Origin of the sequence: Proteus terrae subsp. cibarius, from assembly GCF_011045835.1 — a bacterium.
Classification (GTDB): domain Bacteria; phylum Pseudomonadota; class Gammaproteobacteria; order Enterobacterales; family Enterobacteriaceae; genus Proteus; species Proteus cibarius.
Genome location: NZ_CP047349.1, coordinates 2,125,350 through 2,142,762, shown reverse-complemented (window position 1 = coordinate 2,142,762; position 17,413 = coordinate 2,125,350). Strand labels below are relative to the sequence as shown.

Below are 17,413 nucleotides of genomic sequence, written 5' to 3'. Positions count from 1 at the left end.
GTCGTAATATTATAATATATGAGATGAGTATTAGAAAATTATTTGATTTACTTTAATAAGAAATTAGGAAAGGAAATATTAAAAATAAAACAGGCTGTGCCTAATAAATCACAGCCTTATAAAATTCTTATTTATTGGTTTTATTTTTTTCTAACCATTTTTGCATTTGTTCTATTTCAGGGCCTTGCGCATCAATAATAGCTTGAGCTAGTTTACGCATTTCAGGATCAGTACCATATTTCAACTCAATTTTAGCCATATCAATAGCGCCTAAATGGTGGGCTATCATGCCATCAGCAAAAGCAACATCTGCATTATCAGTATTCATTCCTTTTGCCATATCAGCATGCATTTTATTCATAGATTCATTAAGCTCTTTTTGCATTGGAGAGCTATTATGTGATGCATCCATGTTCATATGTGTATTGTTTGCCATTGCACCAAAAGAGATAGCACTCATTAAAATAACTGCGGCAGGTAAAAACTTTTTCATAACAGTTTCCTTTAATTTATCGTGAAATTGTTATCACTCTAAAGATTCCCCCTAGGGGAAGGTCAATGTTGTTATTCAAAGTTTAATATTCTTTACCTTTAATGACGTAATTACAAAAATAGTCTTTTTACCTACTTTATTTCAATGGGTATATATCAATATCTAACTTTATACCTCTTTGCATATTCGGAATTTCTTTATAAAAAAGAAAATTAATGATAACTATTCCCATTAAATCTATTTTACTATAAAGTTGTATAAATAATGCAACTTTAAGGTGTCTATATGGATAATCAAACTACAACGCAATATATGTCTCAAGAACCGTCAAAAGCAGGGCATACCTTTTTAGCGAGTTTAGGGAAAACACGTTTAAGACCGGGTGGTGTAGAGGCATCTGATTGGTTAATTAATAATGCACATTTTACATCATCAAGCCATGTTCTTGAGATTGCTTGTAATATGGCGACAACTTCAATCGAGATTGCCAAGAAATACGGTTGTCATATTATTGCTATCGACATGGATGATAATGCTTTGTCTCAAGCGCAAAAAAATGTCGATAGCGCTCAATTATCACATTTGATCCAATTAACAAAAGCTAATGCGTTATCTTTGCCTTTTCCTGATAATACTTTTGATATTGTGATAAATGAAGCGATGCTGACAATGTATGCAGATAAAGCCAAAACAAAACTAGTAAAAGAGTATTACCGGGTTTTAAAACCTGGTGGCTTATTATTAACTCACGATATTATGAAGAAAAATGATGATGTTAATAGAAAAAAATTAATCGATATAGTGAAATCAAATGTAGCACCTATGTTTCAGCAAGAGTGGCACGATTTATTTATTAATGTTGGTTTTTCAGAAGTAAAAATAAAATCAGGTAATATGAGTTTAATGTCACCTATTGGTTTAATTCGTGATGAAGGCTTATTTAGGACTGCAAAAATAATTAAGAATGGGTTGATAAATAAGAAAAATAGATCACGATTTTTATCAATGTTCCGTTTTTTTAGAGAGAATCGACATGTTTTAAATTATATTGCATGTTGTTCTAAAAAGTAATGTTATCAAGAAAAATTTATATATTAATTAGTGGCACCTAAGTCAAACTAGGTGCTCGTTTTCTTTTATAAATAAGAATAAATAGAACTGTATACCTCCGTAATAAAATGTAAAAAATAAAAAGAATCGTAATCCAGATTGAATCCTATTTATTTTGACTATATATATTAAAAAAGAAATATTAAAAAAATAATTTTTATGTGGAGTTTAATATGAAACAGATACTTATTATTGCGGGAGGAATATTGTCGCTGACTATTATGCTGGCTATTCTTGTTGCTATTTTAATTGTGTCTGTCATTAAAGAAAATACTACTGAGTTTTGGAATGAAAACCGCGAAGTGATTGAAAGTTCGTCATCTACCATACGTGAAACTCTTTCTAGCGTAGATGCAAAGCGCGATACGCTTATGGCTATTTACCAATCTAAAAATAACAATGGAAGTTGTCAGCAGTTAGCTGAAAAGCTAAATGATGTAGAAAAAGCACTTTCTAATGGAAATTTAACGTTACCACGACCCGCAAAAGAACAAATTTCAACTATCAAAAATGCTTTTGATGGTTCAACATCATCTACGAAAAATATTGCTTGCGAACAGGCACTTCAAGTTATTAATGATTTGAGTCAGTAATCTCAATATCCTTTCTATTTTTATTTATCTTTTGTCCAGCAGTAAGATTATTTCGGACTGTTAAATTAATATCTCTTAACTTAATTCAATGAATATTCGATATATTTTTCTTGAAAAGAGCATGTTTTTATTCTTCAACATAAAATAGTGATAGGTCATTTATATCTACAATCTCTCTATTAGAAGATTATGTTAACGTTAAAAAGAAGTTGCGAAGGGGATTTAAAATCATGATATGAGATGCTAAAATTGATAGCTGATTCGCTTTAGCAATGAGATTTAGTGATAAGTTAGTTTATTTTTTGTTTTTAACAAAATACATTTTTATCTTTATGTTATTTTTTTATTTTCAATATAATAAATACATTTTAGCTCAAGTAAGAAAAGTAAATCAGACAAAAGCTTCTGTAAAAAGCATGGCATATATATCAATATAATTTAAGAAAGCATCAATTAATTATGAATATCGCAACATCAAATGTAAATGAAGTTAGCCGTCAAACAGCGTGGATCAGAGTAATAATATTATCATTTGCGGCTTTCGTTTTTAATACAACAGAATTTGTTCCGGTTGCACTGTTAAGTGATATTTCTGACAGCTTCGGCATGCTTCCGGCTCAAACAGGTTTAATGATCACAATATATGCTTGGGTTGTTGCTTTGATGTCTTTGCCTTTAATGATAATGACAAGCAAAGTTGAGCGACGTAAGCTACTTATTATTTTATTTATTCTCTTTATTTTAAGTCATATTTTATCTGGTGTAGCATGGGATTTTAAATCGTTGCTAGTAGGGCGTATTGGTGTTGCATTTTCTCATGCCGTATTCTGGTCGATTACTGCATCACTGGCTATTAGAGTGGCGCCTGCGGGTAAGCGAGCTCAAGCATTAGGTTTATTAGCGACAGGAACTGCATTAGCAACTGTACTTGGTTTACCTTTAGGCCGTGTTGTTGGGCAGTGGTTAGGATGGCGTGCAACATTTATGGGAATTGGTGTTTTAGCTTTAATTACCATGTTTGCATTAATGCGCTATTTACCTTTATTACCAAGTGAGCATTCGGGATCATTAAAAAGTGTGCCCGTGTTATTAAAACGTGGACCATTAATGGGTATTTTTCTGTTAACTGTAATCGCGGTTACTGCACACTTTACCGCTTATAGTTATATAGAACCTTTTGTTGTTGATATTGCCAATTTAGATCAAAACTTTGCCACATTGGTTTTACTTATTTTTGGAGGGGCAGGTATTGTGGGAAGTATTTTATTTAGTCGTTATAGTACCAAAATGCCAACATCATTCTTGTTCTTTGCCTTAATTCTGCTGACATTCTGTTTAAGCTTATTAATGATGAGTAGTCAAAGTTTAACGTCATTTATTGCACTGATTATATTTTGGGGCATCGGCTTTATGTGCATTTGTCTTGGAATGCAAGTCAAAGTGATTGATTTAGCCCCTGATGCAACAGATATCGCCATGTCCATTTACTCAGGTATTTTTAATATCGGTATTGGCGCTGGAGCATTGATTGGTAATCAAGTTATCTTACATGCTGGTATGACAAATCTTGGCTACGCAGGAACAATATTAAGTGTTGTTGCTGTGGTTTGGTGTGGTTTTATCTTTAATCGCTATCGTGTTTCCATGGGCGGAGAACCTCGTCAAAAAAATCAGCTTCATCAACACTAAATAAGTATTTCCACGATATAAAGGCATCTATTCAATATGAAAGATGCCTTTTTTATTTGTTGTAGATGAATATCCTTAATCTCGCTTGTGATAGAATTCACAAAATTGATTTTATATAGGATTAAGGCGAAAAAATGAATGGATTAACTTACCTAATGTTGGCAATTATATCTGAAGTGATTGCGACAACAATGCTGAAAGCTTCTGATGGTTTTAGTCGTTTGTATCCATCTATTGTGGTCGTCATAGGTTACTGTTTTTCTTTTTGGGCACTTTCCCAAGTGGTAAGAGTGATGCCATTAGGTATTGCTTATGCAATATGGAGTGGTCTAGGGATAGTTTTAGTTTCTGTTGCGGCGGTGTTTCTCTATCAACAAAAACTTGATTTACCAGCCATTGTTGGTATGACTTTGATTATTGCTGGTGTTTTAATTATAAATCTACTATCCAAAAGTGCTTCACACTAATAGGAATAACTGGACAAAATTAGGGTGTCTTTGATGCAAAAGAAATTTAAAACAGCTTGTTATCTATTTATGTTAACTAGCTTTGCTTTTATTGCAGGATGCAGTAATTCAACACAGACACAATATTCATCTACACAAGTAGTTAATAAGAGTCGAACAATACCGACAACCAGCCTTGATATTCCCTTAGATGAATCAGCCAAGGCAACCTGTGTCTTTTCAGGTGGCGTGCCTTCTTTAAACTATGAATTACATGGTGGTCAGACACCTGTGTGTCAATTTGCTAATGGTAAGCGTTGTAGTGAACAAGCTTTAATTGAAGGGGCTTGTATACCAGGTTAAAGCTTATTTTGGGTTGAATCTTTAATCACTAATTATCTATTATAAAAATAGCCCTTAGTTTATCGCTAAGGGCTATTTTCTTTTTTTATTCTTTTGTTTTAAAAGAACTTGTTATTTGGCTCATTAATACTAATAAACCCACAACAAAATAAGCTGAGAAAATAATAAGCATCCATTGTGGCATTTCTAAAGTTAAGAATTGCCATTGGCTGACAGAGCAATCACCAGTTGCTTGGAATACAGCAGGGAACCAATCTTGCAGAGCAAACCAAGAGGGTAAAGTGACAAAAAAGTCACAGGTTGCAAAAGGTGATGGATTCAGAATGAGTTGTGTATGTTCCCAAGAAAGTTCAATTCCTCGGTATGCAGAATAAATCCATAAGAAACCACCTGCCATACGCATAAGTGCCATTTTAGGTGCGGTTGCCCCAATCAATGCGGCAACTAATATTCCTAATACCGCGATGCGTTGATAGACGCACATTACACAAGGCATTAATTCCATTCCGTACTGAAAATACAAAGCTGCGCCTTCAAGACCTATTGCTGTTAATGCAAGCAACAGCCATGAAAAACGGCATTGTGACCAGTGACGAAGAGAAGTCAGCATAATAATGTCCATTTAAATATTAAATAAAATAAGTGTATATTCTGCCCAAAAATCAAGCGCAAAAAAAGTCAAAACCTGTTATTTCACAAATATTTACATTCAAGCTTCTTTTAAAGAAGAAAATAGGACTTTCATCAAATAAAAGTCCTATTAATGTGGTGTAACTGTGGATCTATTGTTATGGAATAGCAACTAAACCAATTTCATAGAACCAATGTGTTGCAGGAACAAGCCAAAACTCAACAGCTAGTAAACCAAGTAATGTCATTATAATCGTGTATGGCAGTGCCATTATCACCATTCGGCCATATGATAAACGGATGAGCGGTGATAGTGCCGATGTTAATAAGAACAGGAATGCAGCTTGACCATTTGGGGTCGCAACAGAAGGTAAGTTTGTACCTGTATTAATAGCAACACCAATATGCTCATATTGTGATTGGCTAATTAACCCATCTTGCAATGCAGTTAAGGCCTCACTGATATAAACCGTACCTACAAACACGTTATCTGAAATAGCAGATAGTAGACCATTAAAGAGGTAAAAAAGAGATAGTTGTGAGGATTCTGACGCTTGAAGAACAAACTGAATAATAGGGCCAAATAATTGTTGGTCAATAATAACAGCAACGATAGAGAAGAATACGGTCAATAATGCAGTAAAAGGTAAGGCTTCTTCAAATGCTTTACCAAGAGCATGTTCTTCTGTGATCCCACAAAATGCAGTGGCAAGAATAATAACAGATAAACCGATAATACCGACTTCTGCTAAATGGAGCGCTAAAGCAACAATCAACCAAATACCAATTAATGCTTGGATCATTAATTGAGCTTTTTCTTGCGAAGTACGTTTTTCACTGTTTTTCCTGTCGTATTCAGTTAGAACTTTACGAACTAAATCAGGTAATTCAGCACCATAACCAAAGAGCTTAAAGCGTTCTACTAAGTAGCACACTACAAGACCAGCAAAGAAAACAGGAATAGTGACAGGTGACATTCTGATAAAGAAGGTCACAAAATCCCATTCTAAATGTTTTGCAATAATTAGGTTTTGTGGTTCACCTACCATGGTCATTACGCCACCTAACGCAGTACCGACACCAGCATGCATCATTAAGCTACGTAAAAAGGCACGGAATTGTTCTAAAGTTTGTTTTTTTTCTGCGGTATCAATAAATCCATCATTACTTAATTCTGCACCTGATTGATTCGAGGCAAAATTATGATAAATAGAGTAGAAACCGAGAGAGACACTGATTACAACCGCGATTACGGTTAAAGCATCTAAAAAGGCAGATAAAAATGCACTTGCGAAGCAAAAGGCAATAGATAACATTCGTTTAGAACGAATGGATAACAGCAGTTTAGTAAAAGCAAACAGCAATAATTGCTTCATAAAATAGATGCCTGCAACCATAAAGACAAGAAGCAAAATCACTTCAAGGTTGTTGGCAATTTCATGACCAATTTGTTTTGGGCTAGTCATACCAATGATGACAGCCTCAATGGCAAGTAATCCTCCGGGTTGTAACGGGTAACACTTTAGCGCCATAGCTAGTGTAAAAATAAATTCTACAACTAATAGCCAACCGGCGACAAAAGGGTCAATAAAGAAAAAAATCAGTGGGTTGATAATTAAAAAAGTAAGAATAGCAAGCTTATACCAATCTGGGGAATTCCCCATAAAATTCTTTAGTAGTGCTTGTCTTATACTCATATCCATTAGGTTTCTCATCCTCCAAATAGAGATTTTAAGCGCAATGATACGCAATTGAACCATAGTACGCGCTAATCGCTGTGAAATTAAGCGCATTAGTAATAATAAATTGATAAAGCTACATCAAGTTTTATGATGCCATTCACTATTTAATGATGGTTGAGCTATATCAAAATTACGCATTCTGATATTATCTTTTCCATTATTAGCAGAAAAATCGCTTCGGAAGAAATAAAAATATGGTTATTAAGGCTCAAAGCCCCGCAGGTTTTGCGGAAGAGTATATTGTTGAAAGCATCTGGAATAATCGTTTTCCTCCTGGATCTATTCTTCCAGCGGAACGTGAGCTCTCTGAATTAATCGGTGTTACAAGAACCACATTAAGAGAAGTGTTACAACGCCTTGCTCGTGATGGTTGGTTAACAATTCAACACGGAAAGCCAACGAAGGTAAACAATTTCTGGGAAACATCTGGCCTTAATATCCTTGAAACAGTTGCTCGTCTTGATCATGATCGAGTACCACAGTTAATAGATAATTTATTGGCTGTCAGAACCAATATTTCAGCTATTTTTATACGTACAGCATTTAGAAATAGCCCTGAAAAATGTATTGAAGTTTTAAACCATGAGCTTACCACTGAAAATAGCGCTGATGAGTTTAGTGAACTGGATTACAACATTTTCCGTGGATTAGCGTTTGCGTCAGGTAATCCAATTTATGGTCTTATCTTAAATGGCTTAAAAGGGCTTTATACGCGCGTAGGCCGTTATTATTTCTCAAATATTCAAGCCAAAGAACTCGCGTTAGCATTCTATAAAAAACTGGCTGTATTATGTGAGCAAAAAGATGTCGAGCATGTCATGGAATGCGTCCGCCAATATGGTAAAGATAGTGGTATTATCTGGCAAAGTTTACAGTCACCACTACCTAGTGATCTAGAAGAAGTAAAACGCTAATTACGTTTGTTACTTTATTACAATAGAAAAAACCAGTATTCCTATAATTTGTGGTACTGGTTTTTTTATGTTTTTAAAAAGTGAAAAAGAGTCATTTTTTAGGCAATGCTTTAAATAGGTTATTTTTAGTAAAAAGAGTAACCAAAGTGAGTTAATTAAAGATTTATCATCTTAAATTAAGCCTATTCTTGGATTTTAATAAAACCCCAGCTTTGTCTTCTTACACCTTAAAATCCCTTCAATTTTAAATAATTTACTAATCAATATTATTATAATTTATGGTGATAATTATATCTTGTTGATTTTATGAGTTAATTCAATAATTGTTTTTGAAAATCACTTGTCGAATAGCAATCAAATGTGATTTAACTCTAAAATTTGCTTTTTTATTAGTCTAGATGATTATTCTATATTGGCTTTTTGTGTATGGAATATTATTCTTATGTTATATCAATGTAAATTATTGGAGTCTTGCCATGAAAGTAATCATCTTAGGTGGCGGCGTTATTGGTGTAACGAGTGCGTGGTATCTTGTGCAACAAGGCCATGAAGTCATTGTTGTTGATAGACAAAACAGTGCAGCAGAAGAGACTAGTGCAGGTAATGCAGGTCAGATATCTCCAGGATATGCTACCCCTTGGGGTGCTCCGGGCATCCCATTAAAAGCAGTTAAATGGATGTTCCAAAAGCACGCACCATTAGCAATTAAACCTGATGGCTCACTTTTCCAGTTACGTTGGATGTGGCAAATGTTACGTAATTGTGATGCATCACATTACACCATGAATAAAAGTCGTATGGTGCGTATTGCTGAATATAGCCGTGATTGTATTCGCCAGTTACGCCAAGATACTGGTATTGAATATGAAGGGCGCCAAGGTGGCACTCTGCAACTTTTTCGCGATCAAAAGCAATTTGATAATGCAGCCAATGATATTGCTGTATTAAAGCAAGAGGGTGTTGCTTATGAGTTGTTAACTGCGGATCAATTAAAACTAGCAGAGCCAGCGCTTGAACATGTTAGTCACAAATTGACAGGTGGTTTACGTTTACCGAATGATGAAACGGGTGATTGCCAAACTTTTACGAAAAAACTCGCTAAAATGGCAGAAGATGCCGGTGTTACGTTCCTATTTAACAAAGAAATCAAACATTTGTTATTTGATGGTGATAAAGTTGCGGGTGTTCAATGCCATGATGGATTATTAACAGCCGATCACTATGTTGTTGCCATGGGCTCTTACTCAACAGCGTTTTTGAAAAACAAAGTCGCCATTCCAGTCTATCCTCTTAAAGGTTATTCGCTTACGATGCCGATTATTGATGCTTCAAGAGCACCAACATCCACTATTTTAGATGAAACCTATAAAATTGCGGTAACGCGTTTTGATGAACGAATTCGTGTCGGTGGAATGGCGGAGGTCGTTGGTTTTAATCTGGATATTTTAAAATCGCGCTGTGAAACATTAAAAATGGTTGTGCAAGATCTCTATCAAGGTGGTGGTGATATTGAAAAAGCCACATTTTGGACCGGTTTAAGACCTATGACGCCTGATGGTACGCCTATTGTAGGGCCTACGGCTTATCGCAATTTATCATTAAATACAGGGCATGGCACATTAGGTTGGACAATGGCATGTGGCTCAGGCCAATTATTGGCTGATTTAATTTCAGGAAATAAACCTGCTATTGCCGCTGATGATTTATCTGTGTTTCGGTATATCGATGGCTTTAATACTAAATTGCTCTTACCGGGGCAAAAACTTGATGCAGCTTATTAATTGAGGAAAAACCATGTCCAGACCTACAAAAGTAACCATTAACCTCGATGCATTAAGCCATAATCTGTCTGTTATTAAAGAGAGAGTCAAGGGCAGCAAAGTGTGGTCTGTTGTGAAAGCAGATGCTTATGGACATGGATTATCCAGTGTTTGGCCTGCATTAAGTCATACTGATGGTTTTGCATTAATTGAGTTAGACAAAGCTGTTATGCTAAGAGAGCAAGGATGGGTAGGGCCTATCCTTTTGCTGGAAGGTTTTTTTAAGCCAGAAGATGTCTATTTATTAGAACGTTATTCCTTAACGACAACAATTCATTCTGATTGGCAATTTGATGCTATAGAAAATGCACAATTAGAAAGGCCCATTAACATCTACCTTAAGCTTAATAGTGGAATGAATCGGCTGGGCTACCGACCAGACACTTATAAGCAAGCAATTGCTCGTGCAAAAAGTATCAAAAATATTGGTTCTATTATTCAAATGTCTCATTTTGCTAATGCAGATACGGGATTGAATATGGGGGCACAGAAAAATACCATTAATCAAGCTATGGTAAATGAATTACCTCGATGTTTGGCAAATTCAGCCGCAATACTGTTTGATCCTGAAACTTATCAAGATTGGGTGCGTCCGGGCATTATTTTATATGGTGTTTCGCCTTCAGGTGTTTGGCAAGATATTGCTGATTTCGATTTACAACCCGTAATGGCATTTAATAGTGAGATATTAGCTATTCAACAAGTCAAAAAAGGTGAGCAGATAGGCTATGGTAGCCGATATACCGCTGAGCGTGATATGCGGATCGCTGTTGTTGCCTGTGGTTATGCTGATGGTTATCCAAGACATGCGCCAGACGGTACACCCGTTATTGTTAATGGGCATAAAACACAATTGGTCGGGCGTATCTCTATGGATATGCTAACCGTTGATGTAACGGATTTTCCTGATGTAAGTTACGGGAGTCCGGTTGAATTATGGGGAGAGCAATTGCCTGTTGATGATGTCGCAACGGCATGTGGCACTATTGGTTACGAATTATTGTGTGCAATTGCACCAAGAGTGACTGTTGAAGTGATGATAAATCTACCTAATTCCACTTTTTCTGATCTAAATGAAAGTTGTTGATAATCACTAAACTAGAATAAGCTTAAATTTATTTTGATTTGGTGATCCTATGAGTAACGGCATTGCATTGCGTGTGAAAGGAAAGGTTCAAGGCGTTGGGTTTCGCCCATTTGTTTGGCAACTAGCCCATCGTTTTGGTTTATTAGGGCAAGTAAGTAACGATAGTTTAGGTGTATTGGTGCATTTAACCCCTTCACCTAAAAATGCGCTCTTTATCGAAGCATTAAAAGCAGAATGCCCACCACTAGCACGCATTGAACGAATAGAAGAATCACCCTATCAATGGGAACAGTTGCCTACAGACTTTATTATTGTAAAAAGTGGTGGTGGCGAAATGGATACACAAGTTGTTCCTGATGCTACAACTTGCCAAGTTTGTATTGATGAATTGTTTGACCCTCAAAATCGTCGTTATCATTATCCTTTTATCAACTGCACACATTGCGGCCCTCGTTTTACTATCATAAAAAAAATGCCTTACGATAGGCCTTTTACTTCAATGTCTGAGTTTCCATTCTGCCCTGACTGTAAACATGAATATGAAGATCCCGCAGATAGACGGTTTCATGCTCAGCCTAATGCATGTCCTGTTTGTGGACCTCACATCTGGCTTGCAAATAATCAAGGAAAAGAGTTAGCAATAAAAGAACTTGCATTAACTCAAGCTTGTGAAGCGTTACTTGCTGGAAAGATTGTTGCAGTTAAAGGTATTGGTGGTTTTCATTTAGTATGTGATGCACGCAATAATGAAAGTGTTGCATTATTACGAGAGCGCAAATATCGACCTGCGAAGCCACTCGCTGTGATGCTCACCGGAATTGATCAAATTAAAGCAGATAAGCAAGATCCAGATTTTCTTCCAACCGCTATCCAAACGTTGCAAAGTACTGCCGCCCCAATTGTATTAATCCCCAAAACAGTTGCACCTAAGCTTGCGGAGCTTATTGCGCCAGGATTAACTGAAATTGGTGTTATGTTGCCATCCAATCCGTTGCAACATCTATTAGCGCGTGGCACAAATATTCCACTTGTTATGACATCAGGCAATGCATCAGGTCATACGCCGGCATTAAGTAACGAAGATGCCTTAATGCAATTGAAAGATATTGCAGATTTATTCTTAATGCACAATCGAGAGATCATACAAAGAGCTGATGACTCACTTGTTCGCATTGAGGGTAAAAAGAGTGTGATGATCAGACGCTCTCGTGGTTATGTCCCAGATGCGATTTCATTACCTGAAGATTTTGGAGAGCAACCCTCAGTACTCGCGATGGGAGGCGATCTCAAAAATGTATTTTGCCTATTACGCCAACATCAAGCCATTATGGGGCCTCATTTAGGGGATCTTGATGATTTAAGTGTGCGACAGCAGTTGATAAAATCGTTGGCTCTCTTTCAGCAAATTTATCGTTTTACGCCTAAAGCGATAGCGATAGATGCGCATCCTAACTACATTAGTCATCAGTTGGGTAAACAGTTTGCTCAAGAGCAAGATATTCCTGTTATTGAAGTCTCTCATCACCATGCACATATTGTTTCTTGTCTCGCCGAACATGGTCATACACATCAACAAGGTGCTGTCATTGGTATTGCGCTTGATGGATTAGGTTTTGGACAAGATGGCACGCTATGGGGAGGGGAATGCCTGTGGGTGGACTATCAAAAATCAGAGCGGGTTGGGGGGCTTCCTGCTGTTGCGATGCCCGGAGGTAATCTTGCCTCAATTCAACCTTGGCGAAACTGGTTCGCACATTTAGCTACTTTTTCTGAAGATTGGCAAGGTAGTGTAATCGCCCAAATGGTGCCTAGCAATGATTTGCAGATATTAAGTAAGGCCATAGAGCGTGGCTTAAATTCACCTAAAGCCTCTTCTTGTGGGCGTTTTTTTGATGCGGTTTCAGCATCATTAGGATTAGCCCCTAAAGAGATAAGTTGGGAAGGTGAAGCGGCTTGTTATCTACAAACAGCAGCATTAGCGTGCCATCAAGAAAAACAGGCAGAAATAATTAAGCAGTATGGGCATTTAATGCCAGTAAAAAATAGTGTGCTTGATTTGTCGGTTTTTTGGTCGCAGTGGGAAAGTGTAGCGCTGAATGTCAGTGAAAAAGCATGGTTATTTCATTATTTATTAGCTGAAGGTTTAGGCGATATTGCATTGCAATATGCAGATAAATATCAGATTGACACCATTGTACTTACGGGCGGTGTGTTAAATAACACATTACTCAAACATCTGTTTAAGAAAAAATTAAACAATAAAAAAGTACTTACCCCTATGATGTTACCAGCCGGAGACGGTGGTATTGCATTAGGGCAAGCACTGATTGCTACACATTTAATGCAAAACTAAAATGATTATAGGTAAAATAATACCAGTTTTAGTTATTTGTGACTGAAATAGGTTTTTGGTTGCTACTTTATTAATGACAATATGGAAAATCATCGTGAGTAATAAGAAGATTATCATTTCTTTAGCCGTTATCGCAGGGCTTAGCACACCAGCAGCATTTGCTGGCGAATGGTCAATAGGTGGTTCAGTCTTAGCGCAAGTCACTCCTTATAAAGGGGCTAAATCAAAAGATTATTTATTACCAGTACCACAAGTTAACTACCAGTCAGAAAACTTCTATTTCGCAACGTTAGCTGCAGGATATTACCTGTGGAATACACCTAAAGATCAGCTTTCTGTTGATTTGCACTATTATCCTCAGGCTTATAAACCAAGCGATAGTGATGATGAGCAAATGAAAAAACTGAATCGTCGTCGTGACACCATGATGGGTGGCTTTACTTATAAACACCACGAATCATGGGGTAGCTTAAGAGCGATCGTATCGGGTGATATGTTAGGAAAAAGTAACGGTATTATCGCTGACGCGGCTTATTTATATCCTTTTGAATTCGGTAACTGGTCTTTACAGCCGGGTGCTGGTGTTGTTTGGGAAAACAAAAAACAAAACCGTTATGCTTATGGAATTAGTCATGCAGAATCACAACGCAGTGGTTTAGCAGAATATACGCCAAATGATAGCTGGAGACCTTATGTTGAAATCTCCGCTAATTATAAATTTGCTGAAAAATGGAATTTCTTTGCGATGGGGCGTGTTGATCATTTACCAAGTGAAGTGAAAGACAGCCCTATGGTGAATAAATCTGTTACTGCGATTGTGTGGACAGGTGTGACTTACACATTTTAATTAGCAGAAATCTGACTAGAATTTAGTGAGATTAATGATGATAAAAAAGCTTCGATTTAAACTCGAAGCTTTTTTATTGTGTAAGATGCCAGCAATATTTTATTTTTCAGCAATATTCTTACGAACACGGACTACCAAAGATAAACGGCCGGGATGAACGTTATCTGGTTTTAATGGCTGGTGGATGCGTGCGGTTTCTACACAAGCCATTTTACGATAACCGCCAGAACTCATATCTTTCATTGAACTTGCAAGCTCTGCGCCGGGGTTCCAACACACGACATCACTATGATGATAATGATGAACTTCAATTGTACGATCCCAACCATCATCATGAATGAGATTGAAATCATCAGGCTCCGTATAAAGCCTGTCAGTGCGTCCATTAAAGCGTAATGAGGTTTCATCAGTGTAAACCTCTTTATCTGCCACTGTGTCAATGTAGTGGCCTCCTAGGCCGGTTACAGAAACATTATCGATATCACTCACATTAAAGTAAGAGTGAAGAGCAGCTGTCGCTTCATAATCACCATAAGATTCTAATTCAACCTCACAGGTTGCTCCTAATTTAAAACGAGCAATAACAGTAAAGGGATGGGGCCAATATTTTTGTGTTTGTTGACTCTCTTTTAATGTCATGGTGATGAGGACACCATCATCTTGTTCTGTATGAGCACTAAACTCCCAAGGAAGAATACGTGCAAATCCATGACTTGGTGTACCTGCTGAAGCAAACCAAGGCCAGCAAATAGGGATACCACCACGAATGGCAACACCTGGAGTGAAGAGAGAGGCTTCACTTACCCAAAATACAGGATGTTCTTGTGCGGGCTGCCAAGCGATTAAATGTGCGCCTTGAAGGCTGATAGCTGCGCGTACTTTAGGATGTGAAATAACAAGGATAGGAAGTTCGCCTAATTGCCGACGACTTAAGTAAGGGGATATTTGTTCAATAATCGGCAAAGAAAAAATTTTCTCATTCATTATCTTATGACCTTTATGTCACTGGCTATTTCAATACAATAAACTGACTGGCTAGAAAATAAAAGAGCCACCGAAACGGTGGCTCTAAAAGAAATCGTGACTTTCTAAACTCTAATTATTTAGAGATATGAGAAATCAGATCCAGAACTTTGTTTGAATAACCAACTTCGTTATCGTACCAAGCAACTAATTTAACAAAGTTGTCATTCAGAGCGATACCTGCTTTAGCATCAAATACTGAAGTCAGAACTTCGCCATTGAAGTCAGTTGAAACAACTGCATCTTCAGTGTAACCCAGAACGCCTTTCAGTTCGCCTTCAGCTGCTGCTTTGATAGCGTCACAGATTTGAGCGTAAGTTGCTGGTTTTTCCAGACGTGCGGTCAGGTCAACAACAGAAACGTTAGGAGTAGGAACACGGAAAGACATACCAGTCAGTTTGCCGTTCAGTTCAGGGATAACTTTACCTACAGCTTTAGCAGCACCAGTTGATGAAGGGATGATGTTCTGGGAAGCACCACGACCACCACGCCAGTCTTTTGCAGATGGGCCATCAACAGTACGTTGAGTTGCAGTTGTTGCGTGAACAGTAGTCATCAGACCTTCAACGATACCGAAGTTGTCGTTGATAACTTTAGCTAAAGGCGCTAAGCAGTTAGTAGTACAAGATGCGTTAGAAACGATATCTTGGCCTGCGTATGATTTATGGTTTACGCCCATTACGAACATTGGAGTGCTGTCTTTTGAAGGACCAGTCAGAACAACTTTTTTCGCACCAGCTTGGATGTGTTTACGAGCAGTTTCGTCAGTTAAGAACAGACCAGTTGCTTCTGCAACAACGTCAGCACCGACTTCGTTCCATTTCAGATTTGCTGGATCTCTTTCTGAAGTTACGCGGATGGTTTTACCATTAACAACGAGGTGGCCATCTTTTACTTCAACAGTACCGTTGAAACGGCCATGAGTTGAATCGTATTTCAGCATGTATGCCATGTAGTCTGCGTCTAACAGATCGTTAATACCTACGATTTCGATATCTGAACGTTCTTGAGCAGCACGGAAAACGATGCGGCCGATACGACCAAAACCATTAATACCTACTTTGATAGTCATATGTATTCCACCAGCTTTAATTTAGTGAATTAAAAAGTTGCTTCTAAAGTTACCAAAACCGCGCCAATCGTCAAGCGGAATCGTGTCAATAATTGCAAAAAATCAATTAAAAAAACACTTTTCGCTTAAAGATTGGTCGTTTTAGCTAAATGTTACGCTGTGTATTATCGGGATCAACGCCGATAAATGAAGTTACCTTTGCTCTATTATGTGAAATTCATCACATTTCAAAAACTAAAGATTACTCTTGATGATTTTAGACTATATTTTTCAGATTTGTTGTTAAATCTTTGTTATTATTCACTGTTGTTTTAAAAAGCATTTTTCTGGGCAAGAGGTCGATATGGCAGATAATGAAAAGAAAGTGAATATTTCAAGTAATAACAATCACCTTGATTTATCAATACTCAACGAAATGCAACGTTATGTGACGCAACAGCAAGGCACAGAACCTCCGTTTAGTGGTAAATTATTACACAATCGTCAAACAGGTATTTATCACTGTTTATGTTGTTCGGCTCCTTTGTTTTATTCAGAAACAAAATTTGATGCTGGATGTGGTTGGCCTAGCTTTTATCAACCCGTTAGTGATAATGCAATTCGCTATATTGATGATTTTTCTCATAATATGAAAAGAACTGAAATACGTTGTCAGCAATGTGATGCACATTTAGGCCATGTTTTTAATGATGGCCCAGCCCCTACAGGGGAGCGTTATTGTGTCAATTCAGCATCTCTTTCATTTACGAATAGTGAAACAGGCGAAAAACAAATCGGTTAATCCAGTTAAATTAACAAAATGATAACAATAGAAAAAACGATTCAGCCATTTCAATAGATTATTTAGTTTATGGAGCAATCAATGGAAGTTAATGAACTTATTTCGATGGTAACCCCTGAAATTTACCAACGTATTTCAACCGCAGTTGAACTGGGTAAATGGCCTGACGGCGTTGCATTGACTGATGAGCAAAAAGAACATTGCATGCAGATTGTTTTATTATGGCAGGCGAAAAATAATCACACACCTGAGCATATGACTGTGGGAACTAATGGGCAGATTACCATGAAGAGCAAACAAGAATTAAAAGCTCAGTTTCAATCTGAACGTTTAGCAACACTAACACCAATGGATGATGACTAAAACGTGTATTGAATGAATAGAATCGAGATAAAAAAGGGGGGTTATTAACCAAACCGGTTAAAATTAACCCCTTTTTTGTTTTATGAA

At 37.1% G+C, this 17,413-nt stretch carries 17 protein-coding genes; 12 read left to right on the top strand and 5 right to left on the bottom strand.

Annotation, left to right across the window (positions count from 1 at the left end; translation table 11 throughout):
* Nucleotides 1-127: 127 nt before the first annotated feature.
* Nucleotides 128-493 carry a CopM family metallochaperone gene (copM, locus tag GTH25_RS10010; protein ID WP_075674028.1) on the bottom strand — a complete coding sequence of 122 codons (366 nt, stop codon included), beginning with the start codon at nt 491-493 and terminating at the stop codon, nt 128-130.
* Nucleotides 494-778: 285 nt separating this feature from the next.
* Here copM and GTH25_RS10005 point away from each other — a divergent pair, with 285 nt between their 5' ends.
* From GTH25_RS10005 to GTH25_RS09985, 5 genes are all read left to right on the top strand, one after another.
* A complete protein-coding gene (locus GTH25_RS10005; RefSeq protein ID WP_223672290.1) occupies nt 779-1,564 on the top strand; it encodes a class I SAM-dependent methyltransferase in 786 nt (261 codons plus the stop codon).
* A gap of 212 nt (nt 1,565-1,776) precedes the next feature.
* Nucleotides 1,777-2,196: a hypothetical protein gene (locus GTH25_RS10000; RefSeq protein WP_099660537.1), complete on the top strand. Its 420-nt coding sequence runs from the start codon at nt 1,777-1,779 to the stop codon at nt 2,194-2,196.
* Nucleotides 2,197-2,655: 459 nt separating this feature from the next.
* Complete coding sequence (locus GTH25_RS09995; protein ID WP_099660536.1) at nt 2,656-3,885, top strand: sugar transporter; 1,230 nt, start codon at nt 2,656-2,658, stop codon at nt 3,883-3,885.
* Nucleotides 3,886-4,019: 134 nt separating this feature from the next.
* Nucleotides 4,020-4,352, top strand: coding sequence for an SMR family transporter (locus GTH25_RS09990; protein ID WP_075673888.1), 333 nt, complete (start codon nt 4,020-4,022; stop codon nt 4,350-4,352).
* A 33-nt stretch (nt 4,353-4,385) separates the two neighbouring features.
* On the top strand, nt 4,386-4,694 hold the full coding sequence (locus tag GTH25_RS09985) for a putative hemolysin (protein WP_075673887.1): 309 nt from the start codon (nt 4,386-4,388) through the stop codon (nt 4,692-4,694).
* 85 nt (nt 4,695-4,779) lie between these two features.
* Here the strand turns inward: GTH25_RS09985 and dsbB are convergent, their stop codons facing one another.
* Both dsbB and nhaB read right to left on the bottom strand, forming a co-directional pair.
* Nucleotides 4,780-5,304, bottom strand: a complete 525-nt coding sequence (gene dsbB / locus GTH25_RS09980; protein ID WP_075673886.1) for a disulfide bond formation protein DsbB — start codon at nt 5,302-5,304, stop codon at nt 4,780-4,782.
* Nucleotides 5,305-5,482: 178 nt separating this feature from the next.
* Nucleotides 5,483-7,027, bottom strand: coding sequence for a sodium/proton antiporter NhaB (gene nhaB, locus GTH25_RS09975; protein WP_075673885.1), 1,545 nt, complete (start codon nt 7,025-7,027; stop codon nt 5,483-5,485).
* A gap of 233 nt (nt 7,028-7,260) precedes the next feature.
* On the opposite strand from nhaB, the gene fadR reads away from it, so the two are divergent.
* The 5 genes from fadR to GTH25_RS09950 all read left to right on the top strand — a co-directional run bounded on the left by fadR (nt 7,261) and on the right by GTH25_RS09950 (nt 14,087).
* Nucleotides 7,261-7,980 (top strand): fatty acid metabolism transcriptional regulator FadR, encoded by a 720-nt coding sequence (fadR, locus tag GTH25_RS09970; protein WP_072064116.1) that lies wholly within the window; start codon nt 7,261-7,263, stop codon nt 7,978-7,980.
* 476 nt (nt 7,981-8,456) lie between these two features.
* On the top strand, nt 8,457-9,761 hold the full coding sequence (locus GTH25_RS09965; RefSeq protein WP_075673884.1) for a D-amino acid dehydrogenase: 1,305 nt from the start codon (nt 8,457-8,459) through the stop codon (nt 9,759-9,761).
* Between the two features lie 13 nt (nt 9,762-9,774).
* Nucleotides 9,775-10,887 (top strand): alanine racemase, encoded by a 1,113-nt coding sequence (gene alr / locus GTH25_RS09960; RefSeq protein ID WP_075673883.1) that lies wholly within the window; start codon nt 9,775-9,777, stop codon nt 10,885-10,887.
* Nucleotides 10,888-10,936: 49 nt separating this feature from the next.
* Nucleotides 10,937-13,240 (top strand): carbamoyltransferase HypF, encoded by a 2,304-nt coding sequence (hypF, locus tag GTH25_RS09955; RefSeq protein ID WP_156733518.1) that lies wholly within the window; start codon nt 10,937-10,939, stop codon nt 13,238-13,240.
* A gap of 94 nt (nt 13,241-13,334) precedes the next feature.
* Complete coding sequence (locus tag GTH25_RS09950; RefSeq protein ID WP_098942553.1) at nt 13,335-14,087, top strand: MipA/OmpV family protein; 753 nt, start codon at nt 13,335-13,337, stop codon at nt 14,085-14,087.
* A gap of 99 nt (nt 14,088-14,186) precedes the next feature.
* Here the strand turns inward: GTH25_RS09950 and GTH25_RS09945 are convergent, their stop codons facing one another.
* Nucleotides 14,187-15,071: a D-hexose-6-phosphate mutarotase gene (locus GTH25_RS09945; RefSeq protein WP_075673880.1), complete on the bottom strand. Its 885-nt coding sequence runs from the start codon at nt 15,069-15,071 to the stop codon at nt 14,187-14,189.
* A 115-nt stretch (nt 15,072-15,186) separates the two neighbouring features.
* Nucleotides 15,187-16,182 (bottom strand): glyceraldehyde-3-phosphate dehydrogenase, encoded by a 996-nt coding sequence (gene gapA / locus GTH25_RS09940; RefSeq protein ID WP_023581959.1) that lies wholly within the window; start codon nt 16,180-16,182, stop codon nt 15,187-15,189.
* Nucleotides 16,183-16,525: 343 nt separating this feature from the next.
* Here gapA and msrB point away from each other — a divergent pair, with 343 nt between their 5' ends.
* The gene (msrB, locus tag GTH25_RS09935) at nt 16,526-16,963 is read left to right on the top strand and encodes a peptide-methionine (R)-S-oxide reductase MsrB (RefSeq protein WP_164530535.1); all 438 of its coding nucleotides are present in this window, start codon (nt 16,526-16,528) and stop codon (nt 16,961-16,963) included.
* An 81-nt stretch (nt 16,964-17,044) separates the two neighbouring features.
* Nucleotides 17,045-17,326, top strand: coding sequence for a YeaC family protein (locus GTH25_RS09930; protein WP_036912841.1), 282 nt, complete (start codon nt 17,045-17,047; stop codon nt 17,324-17,326).
* Nucleotides 17,327-17,413 lie beyond the last annotated feature (87 nt).